The following is a 17,693-nucleotide window of genomic DNA, read 5'->3' on the forward strand; positions in this document are numbered from 1 at the left end:
AGTGTACCGTGCATCGACTATAATAAGAAGAGATGAAACCGAAACTTATTGGAGAAATCCGACTTCATAAGGGGATGAATATGGATCGATTTATTACATTTACTGTACCGCCGTTTCCTATTTATATTGCTTCAGGTAAAGGGGGATTTCATCAAGGAGAAAGACATATCTCAAGAACCTTCACTGTATTTGATCTTCTCTATATCACAAAAGGTGAACTATGGATGACAGATGGCGAGGAGGCTTTTCATGTAAAAGAAGGTGAATATATGATTCTCTCACCGGGCCTGTCTCATGGTGGACATCTGCCGTGTGAAGAGGAAACCCACTATGAGTGGCTGCATTTCTCAATTGACCGATTTGAGCTGACGAACCGGCCGAGAGAACACTGGATTGATATGAAACAAAATCAAGCGACCTTCGAAAAGCCGGCAACCTATGAATTTAGTCTGCCCCGTTTAGGAAAAGTGAAAGGGCGAAGTGTGTTAAAAAAACACCTTTCAGCGATGAGAGCACTAAATCATGATGCATCTGAACTTCCGCTGAAAAAACAGCTATTATTTGAGGAAATGCTCATTCACCTGCAAAAGGAAGCATTCCATATTCCAAGTGCAAAGGAGACTGTCGCATCAGAAGTGGTTCATTATCTTGAGCATCACTTTATGGAGAAATTACACATGGAGCAGCTTGCAGAGAAACTGCACTATCATCCTGATTACATGACAAGATGTATGCAGACGGTGTATGGATTGACGCCAAACCAGTACAGCCATCGTCTCAAAATCGAAAAAGCCAAAAGTATGCTGGCCTCAACGAATGAAAAAATCGCTGCCATTGCAGATCATGTAGGTATTGACGACCCTACTTATTTTTCTAAGCTGTTTCGGCAAAATGAAGGCATGACGCCGATTGAATACCGTCATTTAGCAAAAAGAACAACAAAGTAAAGGAAGGTGAACAGATGAAAAAAGAAAAGGAAGAGCTTGTGAACATACGTCCATTAACCGAAACGGACTTAGAGACGGTGTGGCATTTAAAATTTAAAGCATCAGACCAGTCCTATCGAAAATGGAATGCCCCTTATTTTTATGAACACGAAATCCCGCTTGCTGCATTTAAGAAACGGTACTTACAGGAAGAATCCATTCCCCAAAAGCTATATGGCATTGAAATAGATGGTGATATCAAAGGCACCGTATCATATTATTGGGAGAATGAACGTACACGGTGGCTTGAATGCGGTATTATCATTTATGACTCACGTTTTTGGAGCGGGGGTATTGGGACAAAGGCATTAAATCTATGGATTGATGTGTTATTTACGCATATTGATATTCCTCGAATTGGTTTAACAACTTGGTCAGGGAATGAACGGATGATGCGGTGCGCAGAGAAATGCGGATTTGTCCTTGAGGGGAGACTGAGAAAGGTCCGTTATTATCAAGGGGTTTATTATGATTCAATGCGCTACGGAATGTTGAGAGAAGAATGGCGAAGCCTCCCGCGCAATATCCTCTGAATCATTATTTTTTAGGAAAAAAGAATCATATAATGGAATAAACTGAAGAAGAAGGGTGGCAGATGAATGTGGGCTGGATAACTGGATGGTTTGTTTCTATTTTAGTCGCAATCTATCTATTGATAGATGCACCAAAACATGGGAAAAATAAATGGTTATGGTCTATTTTAGGTCTTTTATTCGGGCTCTTTGCATTTGGGATATACCTCATCAAAACAGGAAGAAAAGGATTGGGCTGGACAGTTCTGATCGTGTCCATCATCATCTATTCTATTGTTATACTAGTCTTTGTCTTTTACTTCCTGTTGCTGATCTTCGGATACTCAAACGCATCATAGAGAGCGCCTATACATAAGGGGGAGTTTAATCTTGAGATTAACGGGTCTATTCGTTTCACTTGCTGTTGCCATCTATTTATGGTTTGATGCGCCAAAACATAACAAAGACAAATGGCTGTGGGCTGTTTTAGGCGTGCTATTTAGCACCATCGTACTCGGTATTTATTTGATCAAGACAGAGAGGAAGGGGCTGGGCTGGACGATCTTGATTTTAACCATCTTGTTTTATCTCATGCTGCTCATCTCTGTTTTGATCGGTGTTATTCTTTTTTATCAGGCGCCTTCATGAAGAAGGGCCTTTTTCTTTTACCTTTTGAGCCGGTACACCAGCAATGACGATCTGCTCTTCATGAAAGGAACGATTCACCACGGCATTTGCTCCGATTGAAATATGATTTGCAATGTAAATGTCTCCAAACAGCTTAGCACCGGGGCCAATCCATACGTGATCTCCAATGGTTGGTACATCCTTTTCGGAATGGTTTTGGCCAATATTCACCCCTTGATGAATATCACAAAATGCCCCAATTTTTGCGTGCTTATTCACAATTAAGAGACCACTATGATTGATTCTAAGGCCGGGGCCAAAGACGCCAACCGGAATATCAAAGCCAAGCTGCATGCCTTTCTTTTTATGTAAATAGCGATAAAACCATTTGCGCAGTAGAGCGCCGCTATTAGAATAGTATTCATATTTTCGCAAATACCTTTGATATTTCCATATATCGTCCCCAAACCACTTTGGTCTTCTGCGCGTGATCGCTAATGCTTTCTTATCCTGCGTTAAGTAATGGTGAAGATCGTGCTTTGTAAAAATCATCAAATTCCCCTCCATCCCTTTATGTTTCAGAGAAATTATACCATCCAAACCATTTATATCAAGAAAAAATGATGTTACTTCTTCAATTTTCTACCTTCATTTCATCCAAATTTCTTCATAAAATAAGCGCTTTGAGTTGAGTAGAACAAAAGAACCAGGAAGAATGATTTGTAATTTTTTTCAATATCAAACCGTCTCATGCGTTCCATCTCCTTATGGCAGTAAGGTTTGTAAAAATTACTCGAAAATACTCATTAAAAAGAGAATATTGCATTCATATGCTTTTTGAATCATCTTTTTGAATACAATTGACTTTCCTATCTCACATCCTCTAGGCTAATAAATGAAAATGATAATCTTTATCAATTGGAGGAGTGTTTTATTATGTCCATCAAAACCGTTTCTAAAAATCAGCAATTTTTAGAGCAGCAAAGTCAAAGAGAATCTAATGCAAGGTCTTACCCGAGACGGTTCCCGTTAGCCATGCAAAAAGCCGAGGGTATGATCGTGACAGATGCAGATGGCAGAGAGTTTTATGACTGTCTGGCAGGCGCAGGAACACTTGCACTTGGTCACAATCATCCGGTTGTTATAGAAGCTATTGAACGTATGCTTCATGAAAAAAGACCATTGCATACGTTGGACATAACCTCAGAAATTAAAGAAGAATTTGTGAATGAAATTTTTTCTCACCTGCCAGAAGAGTTTGCAAAGAGAGCAAAAATTCAATTTTGTGGACCAACTGGCGGTGATGCCATAGAAGCTGCGATTAAATTAGTCAAGACAGCGACAGGAAATCGCTCCATTCTTTCTTTCCACGGTGCTTATCACGGTGCGACACATGGCACGATGTCATTAAGCGGAAATTTGTCTCCAAAGGAAAGAGTGCAAGGGTTAATTCCAGATGTGCATTTCATGCCTTATCCATATGAATATCGCTGCCCATTTGGCATTGGCGGGAAAGATTCACACCGCATTTCCAGCTCTTATATTGAGCGTGTATTAAATGATCCTGAAAGTGGTATTCTTCCACCAGCAGGTATGATCTTTGAAGCAGTGCAAGGTGAGGGAGGTTCAATTCCAGCATCTATTGAATGGATAAAAGAAATGAGAAGAATCACAAAAGAAAAAGGCATTCCGCTCATTATCGATGAGGTTCAATCAGGCATTGGCCGAACAGGCAAGATGTTTGCCTTTGAACATGCGGGAATTGTGCCAGACGTTATTGTATTATCTAAAGCCATTGGTGGAAGCCTGCCGCTTTCAGTTGTGATTTATGATCAAGATTTGGATCAATGGAATCCAGGTGCACACATTGGCACATTTAGAGGAAATCAAATGGCGATGGCTGCAGGAACCGCTACGCTTAAATTTATAAAAGAAACCAATCTGCTTGATCATGTAGACCAGCTAGGGGATCGCATGCAGGCTTATCTAAAAGACATTCAAAAAAATGTACCTGCTATTGGTGATGTTCGAGGAAGAGGATTAATGATTGGTGCTGAAATAGTCAATCCAAATGAAAAGCAGGATGTGGATGGAAGTTATCCAGCAAATCCTGAGCTAGCCAGTCTCATTCAAAAGAATTGCTTCGACAAAGGCTTAATTGTAGAGACAGGAGGCCGTTTCGGTAGCGTTATTCGATTCTTACCGCCATTGATCATGACAGAAGAACAGCTTGAACAAGTCATCGCTATTTTCAAAGAGGCCGTTTACGATGCAATCAACTAAAGCTTCTGTGGATTCATTATTTATCAATCAAAGCCAGCTTGGAAGAGAGTCCTTCCGAGCGGCTCTTCATACATCTATCGACAGCTTACTGGATCAGTGGCAAAAAGACCAAGGTCCATATAGCGGAATATTGCCTGGGAAATTAGCGGCTAGTGTCGAATCCTTATTTCAGCTTCAACCGTCTGGCGAATCAATGGAATCTGTCTTTCAAGATATACAGCAGCACCTTTTGCCGCATCTCGTTGATGTATCGCATCCTAAATGCTTGGCACATTTGCATTGTCCGCCGCTTATCCCTGCACTTGCCGCAGAGGTGATAGTGAGCTCCTTTAACCAATCAATGGATTCCTTCGATCAAAGCGGTATTGCATCTTTGGTTGAGGAGGAAATTTTAAAGTGGCTATGTGCGAAGTTTTCTTATGGAAATCTAGCAGATGGGACATTTACGAGCGGTGGCACCCAATCTAACTACATGGGACTGCTTCTTGCAAGAGATGCATTTTGTGAAAACACATGGCAATGGAATGTTCAGCAGAAAGGCTTGCCGAGTGAGGCTCACCGCATGAGAATTCTTTGTTCTAAGAATGCTCATTTCACTGTGAAGAAATCTGCATCCCAGCTAGGCTTAGGGGAGCAGGCAGTTGTTCTGGTAGAGACAGATGAGCATCACCGCATGGACCTCAACGATTTGAAGAAGAAACTTGTTGAATTAAAGGAACAAGATCTCCTGCCTTTTGCGGTAGTGGCGACTTGCGGGACAACTGATTTTGGCAGTATTGACCCGGTTCGAGATGTGTATGACATCGTCAAGCCATACGGTCTATGGATTCACGCAGATGCTGCCTACGGCGGAGCGCTTGTATTAAGCGAAACCTACGGGAATAAATTAGACGGTATTGAACTTGCTGATTCCATCACGATTGACTTTCATAAACAATTTTATCAGCCGATCTCCTGCGGAGCATTTTTGCTGAAGGATAAAAGACATTTTGGTTTGATTCATTATCATGCAGATTATCTCAATCCAAAGGAAGATGAACTGGATGGAATACTACATCTTGTCCATAAATCTGTGCAAACGACGCGCCGGTTTGACGCACTGAAATTGCTTCTTTCTCTTCGTCTGATTGGGGAGGAAGGGTTTGGTGACATCATTGACCATACCATTGATTTTGCGAAGGATGTGGCCGCGCTTATTGAGAGCAATGATCACCTTGACGTGATCAATCCTGAGCCAGAAATCAATGCAGTTGTGTTTCGATTTAAGGGGGCGGATGACATCAATAAAATCATCCATCGAACGTTATTCAAATCAGGAACTGCTGTCATTGCGAAAACAGTGGTGGATGGTCAAACATGCTTAAAATTCACTTTGTTAAATCCGAGAACGACAATCACACATATTGAGGAAATCCTTTCTGACATCGTTGATATCGGGATCGCTCATATTCAATCCGGGAGGGTACTACGTTGAGTCAATATAAACAAATGGCTGAAAATGCAACTATGCAAAGCTTTTTAAACTGTTTTTTACGTGAAACAGGAATCGATCGATCTGCAAAAAAAGAGACGAAAGCAGATGGTTCGCTTGTATTCGTGGGAAATCTAGCAAAGCAAGACCTTGAGCTTGTGATTCCGATCCGATATTTTTCATCTGTAGGCCGCCATCTCTTTGATTTTCCGATTCGCTTTCGTCCAAGTGGCAGCGAAAAAGAGGGAACGATCGTCGATTACACGACACTTGTTGCTTTATGTTCAAAGGAGCTTCTCATTGCATATGGCCGCACTGATGCAGAGGATGAATTCATGCTTCGCATCATTTTAAGCTGCCGAAATATTGAACGATTCTTACGGGAGAGAGAAAGTGATCAAGCTGCTTTATCTCAAGCTGATTTTGAGTACATCGAGGCTGAGCAGTCACTTCTCCTTGGACATTTAACACATCCTACACCCAAAAGCAGACAAGGGATGACAGAAGAGGAGGAAGCCGTCTATTCTCCTGAGCTGAAAGGAGCTTTCCAGCTTCATTACTTTAAAGCGCACCATTCGATTGTGCTTCAGGATTCGTCTATTTCACAATCTGCGGCAAGCCTCATGTTAGAAGAGCTTTCGCGTCAGGTGCCAGAAGAAACAGAGAGACTGAATAGGTTAACAGAAAACGGAGAATTTGTGCTCATTCCGATTCATCCGCTGCAAGTCAAAGTGGTCATGGAGAAGGCATTCGTGAAGCGTTATATAGAGGAGGGGAAACTGACTTATTTAGGACCGCTCGGGTCTGAATACACAGCGACCTCATCCTTTAGAACGGTCTATCAAAAGGATTCTGCTTACATGCTCAAATTCTCTGTTCCTGTGAAAATTACGAACTCTTTACGTATCAATAAACAAAAGGAACTGGATCGAGGAGTAGAGATGTCCCGCATCTTAAAAACAGAATTAGGCGTTTCTTTATATGAAAAATTCTCTGGATTCCGTGTCATTGAAGATCCTGCATATCTCTCTATTCGAGGAGATGAAGCGGAATCAGGCTTTGAAGTGGTCATTCGTCAAAATCCATTCTTGCATCGTGAAAAAGGCGCAAGCTTAATTGCTGGGCTATGTCAGGATCATGCGTACGGAGGAAAATCGAGATTAGCAGGAATTATTCATAAACTTGCAGATTCAGAAGGCCGGTCAACTGAAGCGGTCAGCCAAGATTGGTTTAAACAATATTTGACCATTTCGTTAAAACCGATGCTCTGGCTGTTTGAAACGTATGGTCTTGCACTCGAGGCCCATCAGCAAAATGCTGTTGTGCAAATGAAGGATGGTTATCCAGAGACTTTCTATTATCGTGACAACCAAGGCTACTATTATAGTGAATCAAAAAAAGATAAGCTCGCAAATCTAGTTCAAAACTTGAGCGTAAGAAGTGAAACCATTTGTGCGGATGATGTAGCCGTTGAGAGACTCCGTTATTATTTCTTCTTTAATCATTTATTTGGTCTCATTAATGGCTTTGGCACAGAAGGTCTAGCAAAGGAAGAAGATTTGCTGGCACTCGTGAGAGATACATTGCTCGCTCATGAGGAGACGTACGGAGCATCTGATCTGACTAACAGCCTTCTCCGCTCAAAAGAACTTCCTTCAAAAGCGAATTTGCTGACACGATTTGAAGATATGGATGAGCTGACAGGATCTCTGGAAACACAGTCTCGTTACACGGCTGTCTTGAATCCGCTCTTTTTACATAAGGAGGCGCTGATTGGATGAGGCATCGCATCAGGTTTATTCGTGCTGAATATGAAAGAGATGTCCAGCTTGTCCATAAGTGGATGCAAGAAGAGTACGTTCACCCATTTTGGCATTTGAATATTCCATTTCCTGCTTTTGAAAAGCATTTTTATCAGGCCATACATGATCCGCATCAAACCCTTTATTTAGGCACGATTGATGGGACGCCAATGAGTTATTTTGAGGCTTACAACGTGAAAGGGGATATCATTGAATCCTACTATGAGCCTTCTCCGCATGATCAAGGCATCCACCTGTTAATAGGGGAGCCGGATTATGTGGGAAAAGGATTTGCTGCGCCGCTCCTTCAGGCAATGACAGCATTTCAATTTGAGCAGAACAAACGAACAGAAAAAATCGTTGCTGAGCCGGATATTCGCAATGAAAAAATGATTCATGTATTTGAAAAATGCGGCTTCGAACGTGTGAAACCAGTCACTTTACCCGATAAAACAGGTCTTTTGATGTTTTGTGATCGAGAACGATTCGAAAGGAAGTATAACCATGACGCGGTTCAACAAGCAAAATAATATAGTGGATGTAATTGGGATCGGCATTGGCCCGTTTAATCTCGGGCTTGCCGCATTATCTGAAGAGGTAAATGAAATCGACGCTTTGTTTTTTGAAAGAAATGAAGCCTTTCACTGGCACCCAGGGATGCTCATTGAAGGGACAACACTGCAAGTCCCTTTTTTAGCGGACCTTGTCAGCATGGCAGATGTGAAAAGCAAATATAGCTTCCTCAACTATTTGCAGGAACAAAACCGTTTGTATTCATTTTACTTTCTAGAAGACTTCCATATCCCGCGCAAGGAATACAGTCATTATTGCCGCTGGGTCGCTGACCAGTTAGACTCTTGCCGATTCGGCATGAATGTCGAATCTGTCTCACTGATCGAAAAGGCAGGGGAAAAGCGGTATGAAGTGCATGTCCGTCATGTAAAGGACCAAACTGTAGAGGTGTTTGAAAGCAAACATCTCGTCTTAGGAATTGGCACGCAGCCGGCGATACCCGCATCGCTCCAGCCAGCTTTAGGAGAGAAGGTTTTTCACTCAGCTGACTATTTAAAACGAAAGAAAGAAGGCTGTTTCAAAGGGAAATCTGTGACAGTTATCGGCTCTGGTCAAAGTGCGGCAGAAGTGTTTTATGACATTTTATCAGATGATGAGGCGAAGGATATTCACTGGTTCACACGGTCAAAAGGATTTTTCCCAATGGAATATTCAAACCTTGGACTTGAGTATTTCTCCCCTGACTATATTGATTTCTTTTATGAGCTTCCGCAAGCCAAAAAGGATGCGTTATTAAAACAGCAAGACTTGCTGTATAAAGGTATCAGTTCGGCGATGATTCGTGATATTTATCATTTGCTTTATGAACGTTCTGCATGCGGAAACCAGCTGAACACAGTGCTTCAAGCCATGACAGAGGTCAACTTGATTGAGGAAACAGCGGGCGGGTTATCACTTTCATGTACGCAATGGGTCAAGGAAGAATCCTTTACACATGAAACGGATATTGTCGTATTGGCGACTGGCTATCAATCCGTTCTGCCGCCGTTTATCAACCCTATTTCTCATCACATTCAATGGGATGATCAAGGACGTTTCCAAGTTGAACGTGAATATCGTTTGAAAACAAATACGATGGGTGAAAATGATATTTTTGTACAAAATGCAGAGCTTCATACACATGGGGTCGGCGCTCCAGATTTGGGGCTGGGGGCTTATCGAAACAGTGTGATCATCAATGAACTTGCTCGTCAAACCGTGTATCCACTTTATCAAAAGCATGTCTTCCAGACATTTGGTACACACAAGAACGCACACACATTTGAAGAAATCAAAGGATAAGGAGGATGAAGCGATGAGTGTACAAGATGAATTGAAAAAAGCGGTGAATCCTGCTGCTTGGAAAAAGGCAAACCAGCGAATGGTGGCAAAAATGCTGTCTGAATATATGTATGAGGACATGCTTCATCCTGTTGAGCTGGATTGTAAGGATGGCATCGCGCAGTATGAATTAATCATTCACGAACATAAGAAATATCGTTATCTGGCAAAACCTCGGTTGTTTGATAGTTTTGATACAATCGCTGAATCAATTGAGTGCTGTCAAGATGGAAAATGGTCAAAGGATGTCAGTGCCATTGTGTTTTTACTAGACATTCAGCCGATCATTCCCATGTCTTCTGATACAACAGGCCATCTTATCAAAGAGCTTCACCATACTTTGTTAGCCGATGTCCATTTGCTGTCGAAAAAAGCACTTCGTGCGGATGAACTGACAGATACGGATTATGCATGGATTGAAGGAGAAATGACAGGCCATCCTTGGATTGTGTATAACAAAGGACGTATAGGATTCAGCTACGATGATTACTTAGCTTATGCACCAGAACGGCAGGAATGTGTGCAGCTGTCTTGGATTGCTGTACATAGAGAGCTTGCGACATTCCATGCAGTCGATCATGAAAACTATGAGCAGGTGATCGCCAAAGAATTAGATGAAGTCACGATTCGTCAATTTCAGCGTGTGTTAAAGGATGAAGGACTGAATGCAGCTGACTATTATATGATGCCTGTCCATCAGTGGCAGTGGACGCATATGATTATTCAGCATTTCCCGGAAGATTTGGCCTTGCGCCGGATTGTGTATTTGGGAGAGGGACTGGATCAATATATCCCGCAGCAGTCGATCAGAACCTTTACAAATATCTCAAACAAAGGCAAGCATCATATTAAACTGCCAATGAGTATTTTAAATACACTCGTGTACCGTGGACTCCCATCAGAACGTACGGTCATTGCCCCGCGCATTACAGCGCATATTAAAGGGATTGCCGATCAAGACTCATTTTTATCTGATGTCTGCCGCGTCATTTTACCAGGTGAGAATGCAAGTATCAATGTCGATCATCCATACTACAGCAAACTGCCTGGTGCGCCGTATCAATATCTTGAGATGCTCGGTGTCATTTTTAGAGAAAGCATTTATACGTACTTAGAAGAAGGGGAGAGCCCTGTTACACTTGCGGCACTCACTTATGAGGATCATGAAGGTGAGCCATATATCAAGCAGCTGATTGAAAAATCAGGTCTCTCAGCAAAAGAATGGATGGCGAAGTTTTTCCATGTCGTGATGCCGCCGCTTTTACACTTTATGTATCAATACGGCACAGTCTTTTCACCGCATGGGCAAAATACAATTCTTGTGTTAAAAAATCATCAGCCGCATCGTTTGGCGATCAAAGATTTCGTTGATGATGTGAATATAAGTGACCAGCCGCTGCCTGAATTAGCTTCATTAGAAGAAGATTTAAAAGAAGTGCTGCGCAGTGAGCCGCCAGAAGGTCTGGTGCAATTTATCTTTACAGGATTATTTATTTGCAATCTGCGTTATGTATCCAACGTATTAGACAATCACAATCTGTTAGATGAAACGACTCTTTGGCGTTTGCTTGCTGAAGAAATTCAGCAGTATCAAAATCAATTCCCGCAGCTAAAAGATCGTTTTGAATTATTTGATCTATTCCAGCCGAAGCTGACAAAGCTTTGCTTAAATCGTAATCGAATGATTGATTATGGCTATGGAGATGGTGATGACCGCCCGCATGCATCAGAGCATGGGAAGGTCACAAATGCACTCGCTCATGTTCTTTCGTCAGTTGGGGAGAAGTAATAGAAAAGCTGTAGACATCAAGTGTCTACAGCTTGTTTGTTTTTTAAGAAAATGCTTGAGAGGCAAGGAAATAGAAAAGGGCGGGATCATTCAGTTTTTCTTTCCCGCGAATCATCATAAAATGCGCTACGTTTGTTTTTGTAAATCCTGCTTCAACAAGTGTTTCATGCAGGCGTTCAGCAGTTTCTTCCTGCATATCTAAACGAATTGCGTCTGAATAAGACGAGATGAGTGATTGGATGAGCGAGAGAGCGGTTTGTTCATCGTTTGCTGTAAGCGGTCCAATCATTAGATTAGCAGGGGTTTCGATGCCAAAGGCAAATCCAGTTGTTTCATGGTGCTCATTCTTTGCAATCAGCCGGAACGATGCTCGTTCCATTCGCTTTCTTATAAAGCTTGATCGATTGGTGCCTGCACCTTTTTCGTCAAGTGCTTCAATAGACGGAAGGTCCGCTTCATCAGCAGGAGAAAGGTGAATCCCGCCTGACACACGAAAAGCCGCTGGATTCGTGGTCTGTGCTTTGTATGTATGAATGTAGCCGGCCGTTTGAAATCCGATTTTTTCGTAAACGGGCTGTCCTTGTACAGTAGCAGTTAAAACGACAGGAACGCTTTGATCGCTTCTGCGAAGCAGGGTGTCAATCATTTTCCGTGCAAGGCCTAAGCCGCGATGTGTCTCAGATACAATAACGGCACCAATTGATGCTGCTTTATCATATTGGAAAAGTCCTGCACATGAGATCACTTGTCCATCTGTTGTTGAAAAACCTGTAAAATATCCGTTTGTTAAAAGAGATGTAAGCTCATCCGCATTGTAATCAGGCCAGTCGACCTCTTTTGACAATGCGATAAGATCGGGTATGTCATCAAGTGTTAAAGTTCGTTGTACAACGTTTTCCAATACACGCAACTCCTTCTTAGCTGATTTCATCTATATGTATCGTACCATATGAAGGCATAAGAAAAAGGAAAATCCTTTTCCTCTCAGCGTGTATCAAAAAAGAACCCCCAATGACGGAGGGTCCAGTCTTAATGAACATTAAAATATCGAGCTTCAGGGTGGGAAACGACGATCGCTGAAACAGATGCTTCAGGTTCCATCATGAATCCTTCTGTGAGATGGATGCCGATTTTTTCAGGCTGAAGCAGCTTGAACAGCTTTTCTTGATCCTCAAGATTTGGACACGCTGGATAACCAAAGGAATAGCGCTGCCCTTGATATTTCGCTTGGAATCGTTTTTCCATTGTAAAATCGACTGGGTCAGGGAATCCCCATTTGTCACGAATCACTTGGTGGGTTCTTTCAGCTAATCCCTCTGCAAGCTCAAGTGCGAGAGCTTGGACAGCATGCATTTTTAAATAATCTCCTTCCTGCTTAAATTGCTGCGCGACCTCGCGTATACGCGCGCCGGCTGTGACGGCGAATAAGGCAATATAATCTTTCTCGTTTTCATCACTTTTCCGTACATAATCAGAAATGGAGCGGTACGGGAGCTTCTCCTGTCTTGGAAATTGGAACGTTTCAATGATGCGGTCAGGCTCTACGGGATCATAAATATGCAAATCATTTCCGTCTGAACTGGCAGGGAAGAATTGATACACAAATGCTGGCGCAAACCAGTTTTTCTCTCTGCCTTCGTTTAGAAGATCTGTGACAAGCTGTTTTAATTCCAATGCTTTTGGGTGCTTTTCAGCTAATAAGGTTTTGATCTTTCCCTTTAAGCCGAGATGATGACCAATAAGCATTTGTTCATTCACATAAGGCATAATATGATGCAAATCGATGTCTCTCACATAATGGCGTGCGGTATTTTCTGGCGTAAATACCGGTGCCTTCGGGAGTGCTGCGCGTTTTTCTAGAAATTCTATGACAGCTTTCGGCTGCTTTCCTTCTTTTTCCTTGAAAGGTGCCGCTGGCTCTTCTTGCGGTTTTGTTTGAAATTGAAGAGGATTCGCTTTTAACTCATTGGCTAATGATAGTCCGTCCATCGCATCTTTTGCATAAAGAACAGGTCCATCATAATGAGGCGAAATTTTCATTTTCGTAAATTTACGAGAAAGGGCAGCACCGCCGACCAAAATAGGAACAGAAATATTGGCTTTTTGTAAATCTTGAGCGGTTAGTACCATTTGCTGTGCGGATTTTACAAGTAAGCCTGATAATCCAATCATATCTGGTTTTTCCTTTTGCACAGCTTCAATCAATGTTTGAGGTGTCACCTTGATGCCGAGGTCGACCACCTGAAAGCCGTTATTGCTCAAAATGATGTCGACGAGGTTTTTCCCGATATCATGGACATCTCCTTTTACAGTCGCAAGTAGAATCTTTCCTTTCCCGCTCGCATGCTGCTTTTCCATATATTGCTCAAGAAACGAAACAGATGCTTTCATGACCTCAGCCGATTGAAGCACTTCGGCTACAATCAATTCGTTTTGATTAAAAAGACGACCAACTTCAGCCATTCCCTGCATTAACGGGCCATTGATGATATGAAGCGGCGATTCATATTGCTCCAAAGCAAGGGATAGGTCATCGACGAGACCTTCTTTCGTTCCCTCGACGACATAGAGCGCCAGCCTTTCTTCAAGTGATAAGGAGATCTTTGGTTTTTTCTCCGTTTTCTTTTTGCCGCGGTAAAATTGGGTGAATTCAGCCAGTGTTTGATCATTTGTTTCATAAAGCAAGGTTTCAGCTAGTTTGATTTCTTCCTTTGGAATGGAAGCGAAGCGTTCAAGCTTTTCTGTATTGACAATGGCATAGTCAAGCCCTGCTTGCACGCAGTGATACAAATAAACGGCATTTAAAATTTCTCTGCCAACAGGCGGAAGTCCGAAAGATACGTTGCTGATGCCTAAAATGGTGAGGCACTCAGGCAGGGTTTCCTTAATCATTTTAATGCCTTTGATCGTTTCTTCAGCGGCGCCAATATATTGCTCGTCTCCAGTGCCTACGGGAAAGACAAGCGGATCAAAAATGATGTCACTTGCGGGAATACCATACTTCTTCGTTAGCAGATCGTGAGAACGTACAGCAATTTCAAGTTTTCGTTCTGCTGTCACCGCCATTCCTATTTCATCAATCGTGCCAACAACAAGTGCACCGCCATATAGCTTCACAAGAGGAAGAATCTCTTCAAAGCGTTCCTCGCCATCCTCAAGGTTGATGGAATTGATGATGGCTTTCCCTTGAGAGTAGGTGAGTGCCTTTTCAATCACGTGTTTATCCGTTGAATCAATGACAAAAGGGGCTTTCACCTTTTTCATGGCTTCTTGTAAAAAGCCTTCCATGTCTGCTGCCTCATCACGGTCTGGATCGGCGAGACACACATCAACGACGTGAGCGCCATTTTTCACTTGAGCACGAGCAATTTCTGCTGCTTCTTCAAACTTTTGTTCCGCAATGAGCCGTTTGAATTTGCGAGAACCAATGACATTGGTCCGTTCGCCTACAAAAAGAGGACGCATCGAATCCTCATAAATAAGAGGCTCAATTCCTGATACGGTATGCTGCGGTGATTCGCGGTTGATATGACGCGGCTGAAGCGTGCGTACTTCATCTGACAATGCTTGAATATGCGCAGGTGTAGTCCCGCAGCAGCCGCCGACAATATTTAACCAGCCTTCCTTAGCAAAGGCGGCGATTTTTTTAGCAAGAGAGGCAGGGGATTCGTGATATTGGCCTTCTTCATCTGGGAGACCAGCATTCGGATAGCAGCTCACCGCTGACTTTGCAATGGAGGAGAGCGTGCGGATGTGGTCTGTCATAAATTCTGGACCAGTCGCACAGTTAAGGCCCACACTGATTGGTTTCATATGCTCAAGAGAAATATAAAAGGCTTCAATATCCTGACCAGCAAGGGTGGTGCCCATCGGTTCAATCGTTCCTGATACCATGAGTGGTAATTGGATGCCCGTTTGCTGAAAGGCTTCCTGAATCCCTTTGAATCCAGCTTTTACATTCAGCATATCTTGGCTTGTTTCTAAAAGAAGGGCATCACACTTTCCGTCAATCAGAGCGCGGGCCTGCTCTTCATAATTTCTGACGAGCTCACTGAAGGTTGTGCCGCCTGTTACAGATAATGTTTTCGTTGTCGGGCCCATTGCGCCTACAACAAAACGAGGCTTTTCTGGTGTGGAGAAACGGTCAGCTTCTGCCTTTGCCAGCTGCGCAGCTCGAACATTGAGTTCATAGGCAAGGTGCCCAAGCCCATATTCGTCAAGGACGAGCTTTGTCGCGCCGAACGTATTTGTTTCAATGAGGTCAGCACTTGCTTCAAGGTACTCCCTATGGATCTTAGAGATGATGTGAGGGGCTGTCACATTCAAATACTCGTTACAGCCCTCATACTCTTCTCCGCCAAAGTCCTCTGCTGTCAGGTTGGCGTTTTGAATCATTGTGCCCATTGCCCCATCAAGGACGAGGATGCGTTTTTTGAGCTGTTCAGTGATAGGTGACATGGACGTTAGACTCCTTTTCTTTCTGATGGATGTAGGTGGTCAGTTCTGCTGTTAAATCTGATCGAAGGAAAGGAGTAATTAAATAAATGCCATTAAACAATTCGCAGGCTGTATCTAATAAAGAGCGGGCAATCGCTAAGCCTTCTGCTCGCTGCTTTTCTTTATCCTCGCCAGCTTTGGCCATAATGTCACGAATAGAATCAGATAATTTGATGCCTGGAATTTCGTGATGAATAAACTCTGCATTTCGGCTGCTTGTTAACGGCATAATGCCGATATAAATCGGTTTATCCAAGTGGCGGCTTTCCTCATGAATTTTCACAAGCTGTTCCTCAGAATAAACAGGCTGTGAAATAAAATAATCAGCACCGTATTCGATTTTTTTCTCAAGACGTTTCACCGCTTTATCAATATGGCGCACATTTGGGTTAAACGCGCCAGCCACTGAAAAATTGGTCTTTTTGCCAAGGGGCTTTCCTGAGAAAGAAAGGCCTTCGTTAAACTGTTTGATGAGACGAATCAAATCAAAGGAGGTTAAATCATACACAGATGTTGCACCTGGGAAGTCTCCAATTTTAGATGGATCGCCTGTGATCGCTAAAATATCGGTTAATCCAAGGGTGTCGAGCCCCATTAAATGAGATTGAAGCCCAATCAAATTACGGTCGCGGCATGTGATATGAACAAGAGAACGCATATCGAGCTGCTGCTTTAATAATGCGCCGCAAGCGACATTGCTAATGCGCGGAGTCGCAAGAGAATTATCGGCTAACGTCAATGCATCAATGCCAGCATTCTTTAATTCATTTGCAGCAACGAGAAATTTTTCGAAGTTCAGCTTCTTCGGCGGATCAAGCTCTACGATAATCGATCGTTTTTTCACAGCCAGCTCATCAAGACCTGGCTCAGTGCGCTGATCTTGGATGGAAATGATTTCTTCTTTTAACACCTTCACTTCTTTTTCAGTGATCGGTGCTAAATCTTTGACCGCTTCAGCCATTGCGCTAATATGCTGAGGTGTTGTTCCGCAGCAGCCTCCGATAATACGTGCGCCCTGATTTCTAAATTCAAGTGCACTTTTTCGGAAATAATCGTTATCGGTATCATAGACGAGTCTGCCTGCTTCAAGTGAGGGGAGACTGCTGTTAGGATAGACAGATAAATGCGAATTTTCCAAAAGTGGAACGCCTTCAAGTGCCTGAATCATGTGATAAGGGCCCAGCCGGCAGTTGATGCCGACAACATCTGCACCAAGAGATGATAACTCAGATAAACCATCCTTCAGCGGGGTACCATCCTGCAAAACGCCTTGTTCATGCATTGAGACGTTCATGACAATCGGAAGAGTCGTTTCTTTGCGGGCAATTTGGAGAACAGCCTTCGCTTCTTCTATATCATAATATGTTTCAAGCAATAATCCGTCAGGCTCTTCATTTAATAGGATGTACAGCTGCTCTCTAAAGCTTCGTTTGATTTCTTCTATAGAGTAAGCATTTTTGTTAAACGTTCGAATGCCGCCAATTGTTCCGAGTACATAAGCAGAGCCTGCGGCTGCTTTTGCAATTTGTACCGCTTTTGTATTGATGCGTTTCGTTTCTTCCTCTAAGCCGTAGCGGGATAGTTTAATATAATTCGCACCGTATGTGTTCGTTTGGATGATGTCAGCGCCTGCCTGCACATATGCTTCGTGCACGCGTTTCACTTCATCCTCTTTCGATAAATTTAATTCTTCAAAGCAGCGGTCAATGCCGTAAGAGTATAAAAGTGTTCCCATCGCTCCGTCAGCTATCAGTACGCGGTTTTGTAAGTCTTGTAATAGGCCCATTGTATTCCTCCTTATTTCTATGTAACAAAAAAAGCCTTCTGATAAGA

14 protein-coding genes are annotated in these 17,693 nt (G+C 42.8%); 10 read left to right on the top strand and 4 right to left on the bottom strand.

Annotated features, from left to right (window positions below; genetic code table 11):
• The first annotated feature begins 80 nt into the window (after window positions 1–80).
• The 4 genes from MHB69_RS05225 to MHB69_RS05240 all read left to right on the top strand — a co-directional run bounded on the left by MHB69_RS05225 (window position 81) and on the right by MHB69_RS05240 (window position 2,146).
• A complete protein-coding gene (locus tag MHB69_RS05225) occupies window positions 81–947 on the top strand; it encodes an AraC family transcriptional regulator (protein WP_340899025.1) in 867 nt (288 codons plus the stop codon).
• Window positions 948–961: 14 nt separating this feature from the next.
• Window positions 962–1,519 (top strand): GNAT family protein, encoded by a 558-nt coding sequence (locus MHB69_RS05230; RefSeq protein WP_340899023.1) that lies wholly within the window; start codon window positions 962–964, stop codon window positions 1,517–1,519.
• A gap of 62 nt (window positions 1,520–1,581) precedes the next feature.
• A complete protein-coding gene (locus tag MHB69_RS05235; protein ID WP_024425087.1) occupies window positions 1,582–1,857 on the top strand; it encodes a hypothetical protein in 276 nt (91 codons plus the stop codon).
• Window positions 1,858–1,888: 31 nt separating this feature from the next.
• Window positions 1,889–2,146, top strand: coding sequence for a hypothetical protein (locus MHB69_RS05240; protein WP_034282121.1), 258 nt, complete (start codon window positions 1,889–1,891; stop codon window positions 2,144–2,146).
• On the opposite strand, the gene MHB69_RS05245 is transcribed toward MHB69_RS05240, so the two are convergent.
• Window positions 2,141–2,677: a serine acetyltransferase gene (locus tag MHB69_RS05245; RefSeq protein ID WP_327828081.1), complete on the bottom strand. Its 537-nt coding sequence runs from the start codon at window positions 2,675–2,677 to the stop codon at window positions 2,141–2,143. The two genes, MHB69_RS05240 and MHB69_RS05245, sit on opposite strands and share 6 nt — an antisense overlap.
• Window positions 2,678–3,061: 384 nt before the next feature.
• Here MHB69_RS05245 and MHB69_RS05250 point away from each other — a divergent pair, with 384 nt between their 5' ends.
• Genes MHB69_RS05250 through MHB69_RS05275 form a run of 6 tightly spaced genes read left to right on the top strand, consistent with a single transcriptional unit; the run spans window position 3,062 to window position 11,363 of the window.
• A complete protein-coding gene (locus tag MHB69_RS05250) occupies window positions 3,062–4,408 on the top strand; it encodes an aspartate aminotransferase family protein (protein ID WP_034282119.1) in 1,347 nt (448 codons plus the stop codon).
• Entirely contained in the window at window positions 4,395–5,882 is a 1,488-nt protein-coding gene (locus MHB69_RS05255) for an aspartate aminotransferase family protein (protein ID WP_340899017.1), read from the top strand. The genes MHB69_RS05250 and MHB69_RS05255 overlap by 14 nt, the downstream gene beginning before the upstream one ends.
• A complete protein-coding gene (locus MHB69_RS05260; protein WP_342496063.1) occupies window positions 5,879–7,660 on the top strand; it encodes an IucA/IucC family protein in 1,782 nt (593 codons plus the stop codon). Before MHB69_RS05255 ends, MHB69_RS05260 begins: the two co-directional genes overlap by 4 nt.
• On the top strand, window positions 7,657–8,211 hold the full coding sequence (locus MHB69_RS05265) for a GNAT family N-acetyltransferase (protein WP_024426511.1): 555 nt from the start codon (window positions 7,657–7,659) through the stop codon (window positions 8,209–8,211). Before MHB69_RS05260 ends, MHB69_RS05265 begins: the two co-directional genes overlap by 4 nt.
• Window positions 8,186–9,535, top strand: a complete 1,350-nt coding sequence (locus tag MHB69_RS05270; RefSeq protein ID WP_340899011.1) for a lysine N(6)-hydroxylase/L-ornithine N(5)-oxygenase family protein — start codon at window positions 8,186–8,188, stop codon at window positions 9,533–9,535. Before MHB69_RS05265 ends, MHB69_RS05270 begins: the two co-directional genes overlap by 26 nt.
• A gap of 13 nt (window positions 9,536–9,548) precedes the next feature.
• A complete protein-coding gene (locus tag MHB69_RS05275; protein ID WP_046310512.1) occupies window positions 9,549–11,363 on the top strand; it encodes an IucA/IucC family siderophore biosynthesis protein in 1,815 nt (604 codons plus the stop codon).
• 43 nt (window positions 11,364–11,406) lie between these two features.
• Here MHB69_RS05275 and MHB69_RS05280 read toward each other — a convergent pair whose 3' ends face one another.
• The 3 genes from MHB69_RS05280 to MHB69_RS05290 all read right to left on the bottom strand — a co-directional run bounded on the left by MHB69_RS05280 (window position 11,407) and on the right by MHB69_RS05290 (window position 17,646).
• Entirely contained in the window at window positions 11,407–12,264 is an 858-nt protein-coding gene (locus MHB69_RS05280; protein WP_326136595.1) for a GNAT family N-acetyltransferase, read from the bottom strand.
• A 128-nt stretch (window positions 12,265–12,392) separates the two neighbouring features.
• On the bottom strand, window positions 12,393–15,821 hold the full coding sequence (gene metH / locus MHB69_RS05285) for a methionine synthase (protein WP_342496064.1): 3,429 nt from the start codon (window positions 15,819–15,821) through the stop codon (window positions 12,393–12,395).
• Window positions 15,805–17,646 carry a bifunctional homocysteine S-methyltransferase/methylenetetrahydrofolate reductase gene (locus MHB69_RS05290; RefSeq protein ID WP_326136592.1) on the bottom strand — a complete coding sequence of 614 codons (1,842 nt, stop codon included), beginning with the start codon at window positions 17,644–17,646 and terminating at the stop codon, window positions 15,805–15,807. The genes metH and MHB69_RS05290 overlap by 17 nt, the downstream gene beginning before the upstream one ends.
• Between the last annotated feature and the right edge of the window lie 47 nt (window positions 17,647–17,693).

The organism is Bacillus sp. FSL K6-0994 (genome assembly GCF_038630815.1).
GTDB lineage: Bacteria > Bacillota > Bacilli > Bacillales > Bacillaceae > Bacillus > Bacillus safensis.

What these genes read in the sequence shown, in the direction of transcription:
- MHB69_RS05255 (WP_340899017.1), top strand. Translation starts at nt 4,395, where the DNA reads ATGCAATCAACTAAAGCTTCTGTGGATTCATTATTTATCAATCAAAGC.
- MHB69_RS05265 (WP_024426511.1), top strand. Translation starts at nt 7,657, where the DNA reads ATGAGGCATCGCATCAGGTTTATTCGTGCTGAATATGAAAGAGATGTC.
- MHB69_RS05230 (WP_340899023.1), top strand. Translation starts at nt 962, where the DNA reads ATGAAAAAAGAAAAGGAAGAGCTTGTGAACATACGTCCATTAACCGAA.
- MHB69_RS05270 (WP_340899011.1), top strand. Translation starts at nt 8,186, where the DNA reads ATGACGCGGTTCAACAAGCAAAATAATATAGTGGATGTAATTGGGATC.
- MHB69_RS05290 (WP_326136592.1), bottom strand. Translation starts at nt 17,646, where the DNA reads ATGGGCCTATTACAAGACTTACAAAACCGCGTACTGATAGCTGACGGA.
- metH (WP_342496064.1), bottom strand. Translation starts at nt 15,821, where the DNA reads ATGTCACCTATCACTGAACAGCTCAAAAAACGCATCCTCGTCCTTGAT.
- MHB69_RS05245 (WP_327828081.1), bottom strand. Translation starts at nt 2,677, where the DNA reads ATGATTTTTACAAAGCACGATCTTCACCATTACTTAACGCAGGATAAG.
- MHB69_RS05275 (WP_046310512.1), top strand. Translation starts at nt 9,549, where the DNA reads ATGAGTGTACAAGATGAATTGAAAAAAGCGGTGAATCCTGCTGCTTGG.
- MHB69_RS05235 (WP_024425087.1), top strand. Translation starts at nt 1,582, where the DNA reads ATGAATGTGGGCTGGATAACTGGATGGTTTGTTTCTATTTTAGTCGCA.
- MHB69_RS05225 (WP_340899025.1), top strand. Translation starts at nt 81, where the DNA reads ATGGATCGATTTATTACATTTACTGTACCGCCGTTTCCTATTTATATT.
- MHB69_RS05250 (WP_034282119.1), top strand. Translation starts at nt 3,062, where the DNA reads ATGTCCATCAAAACCGTTTCTAAAAATCAGCAATTTTTAGAGCAGCAA.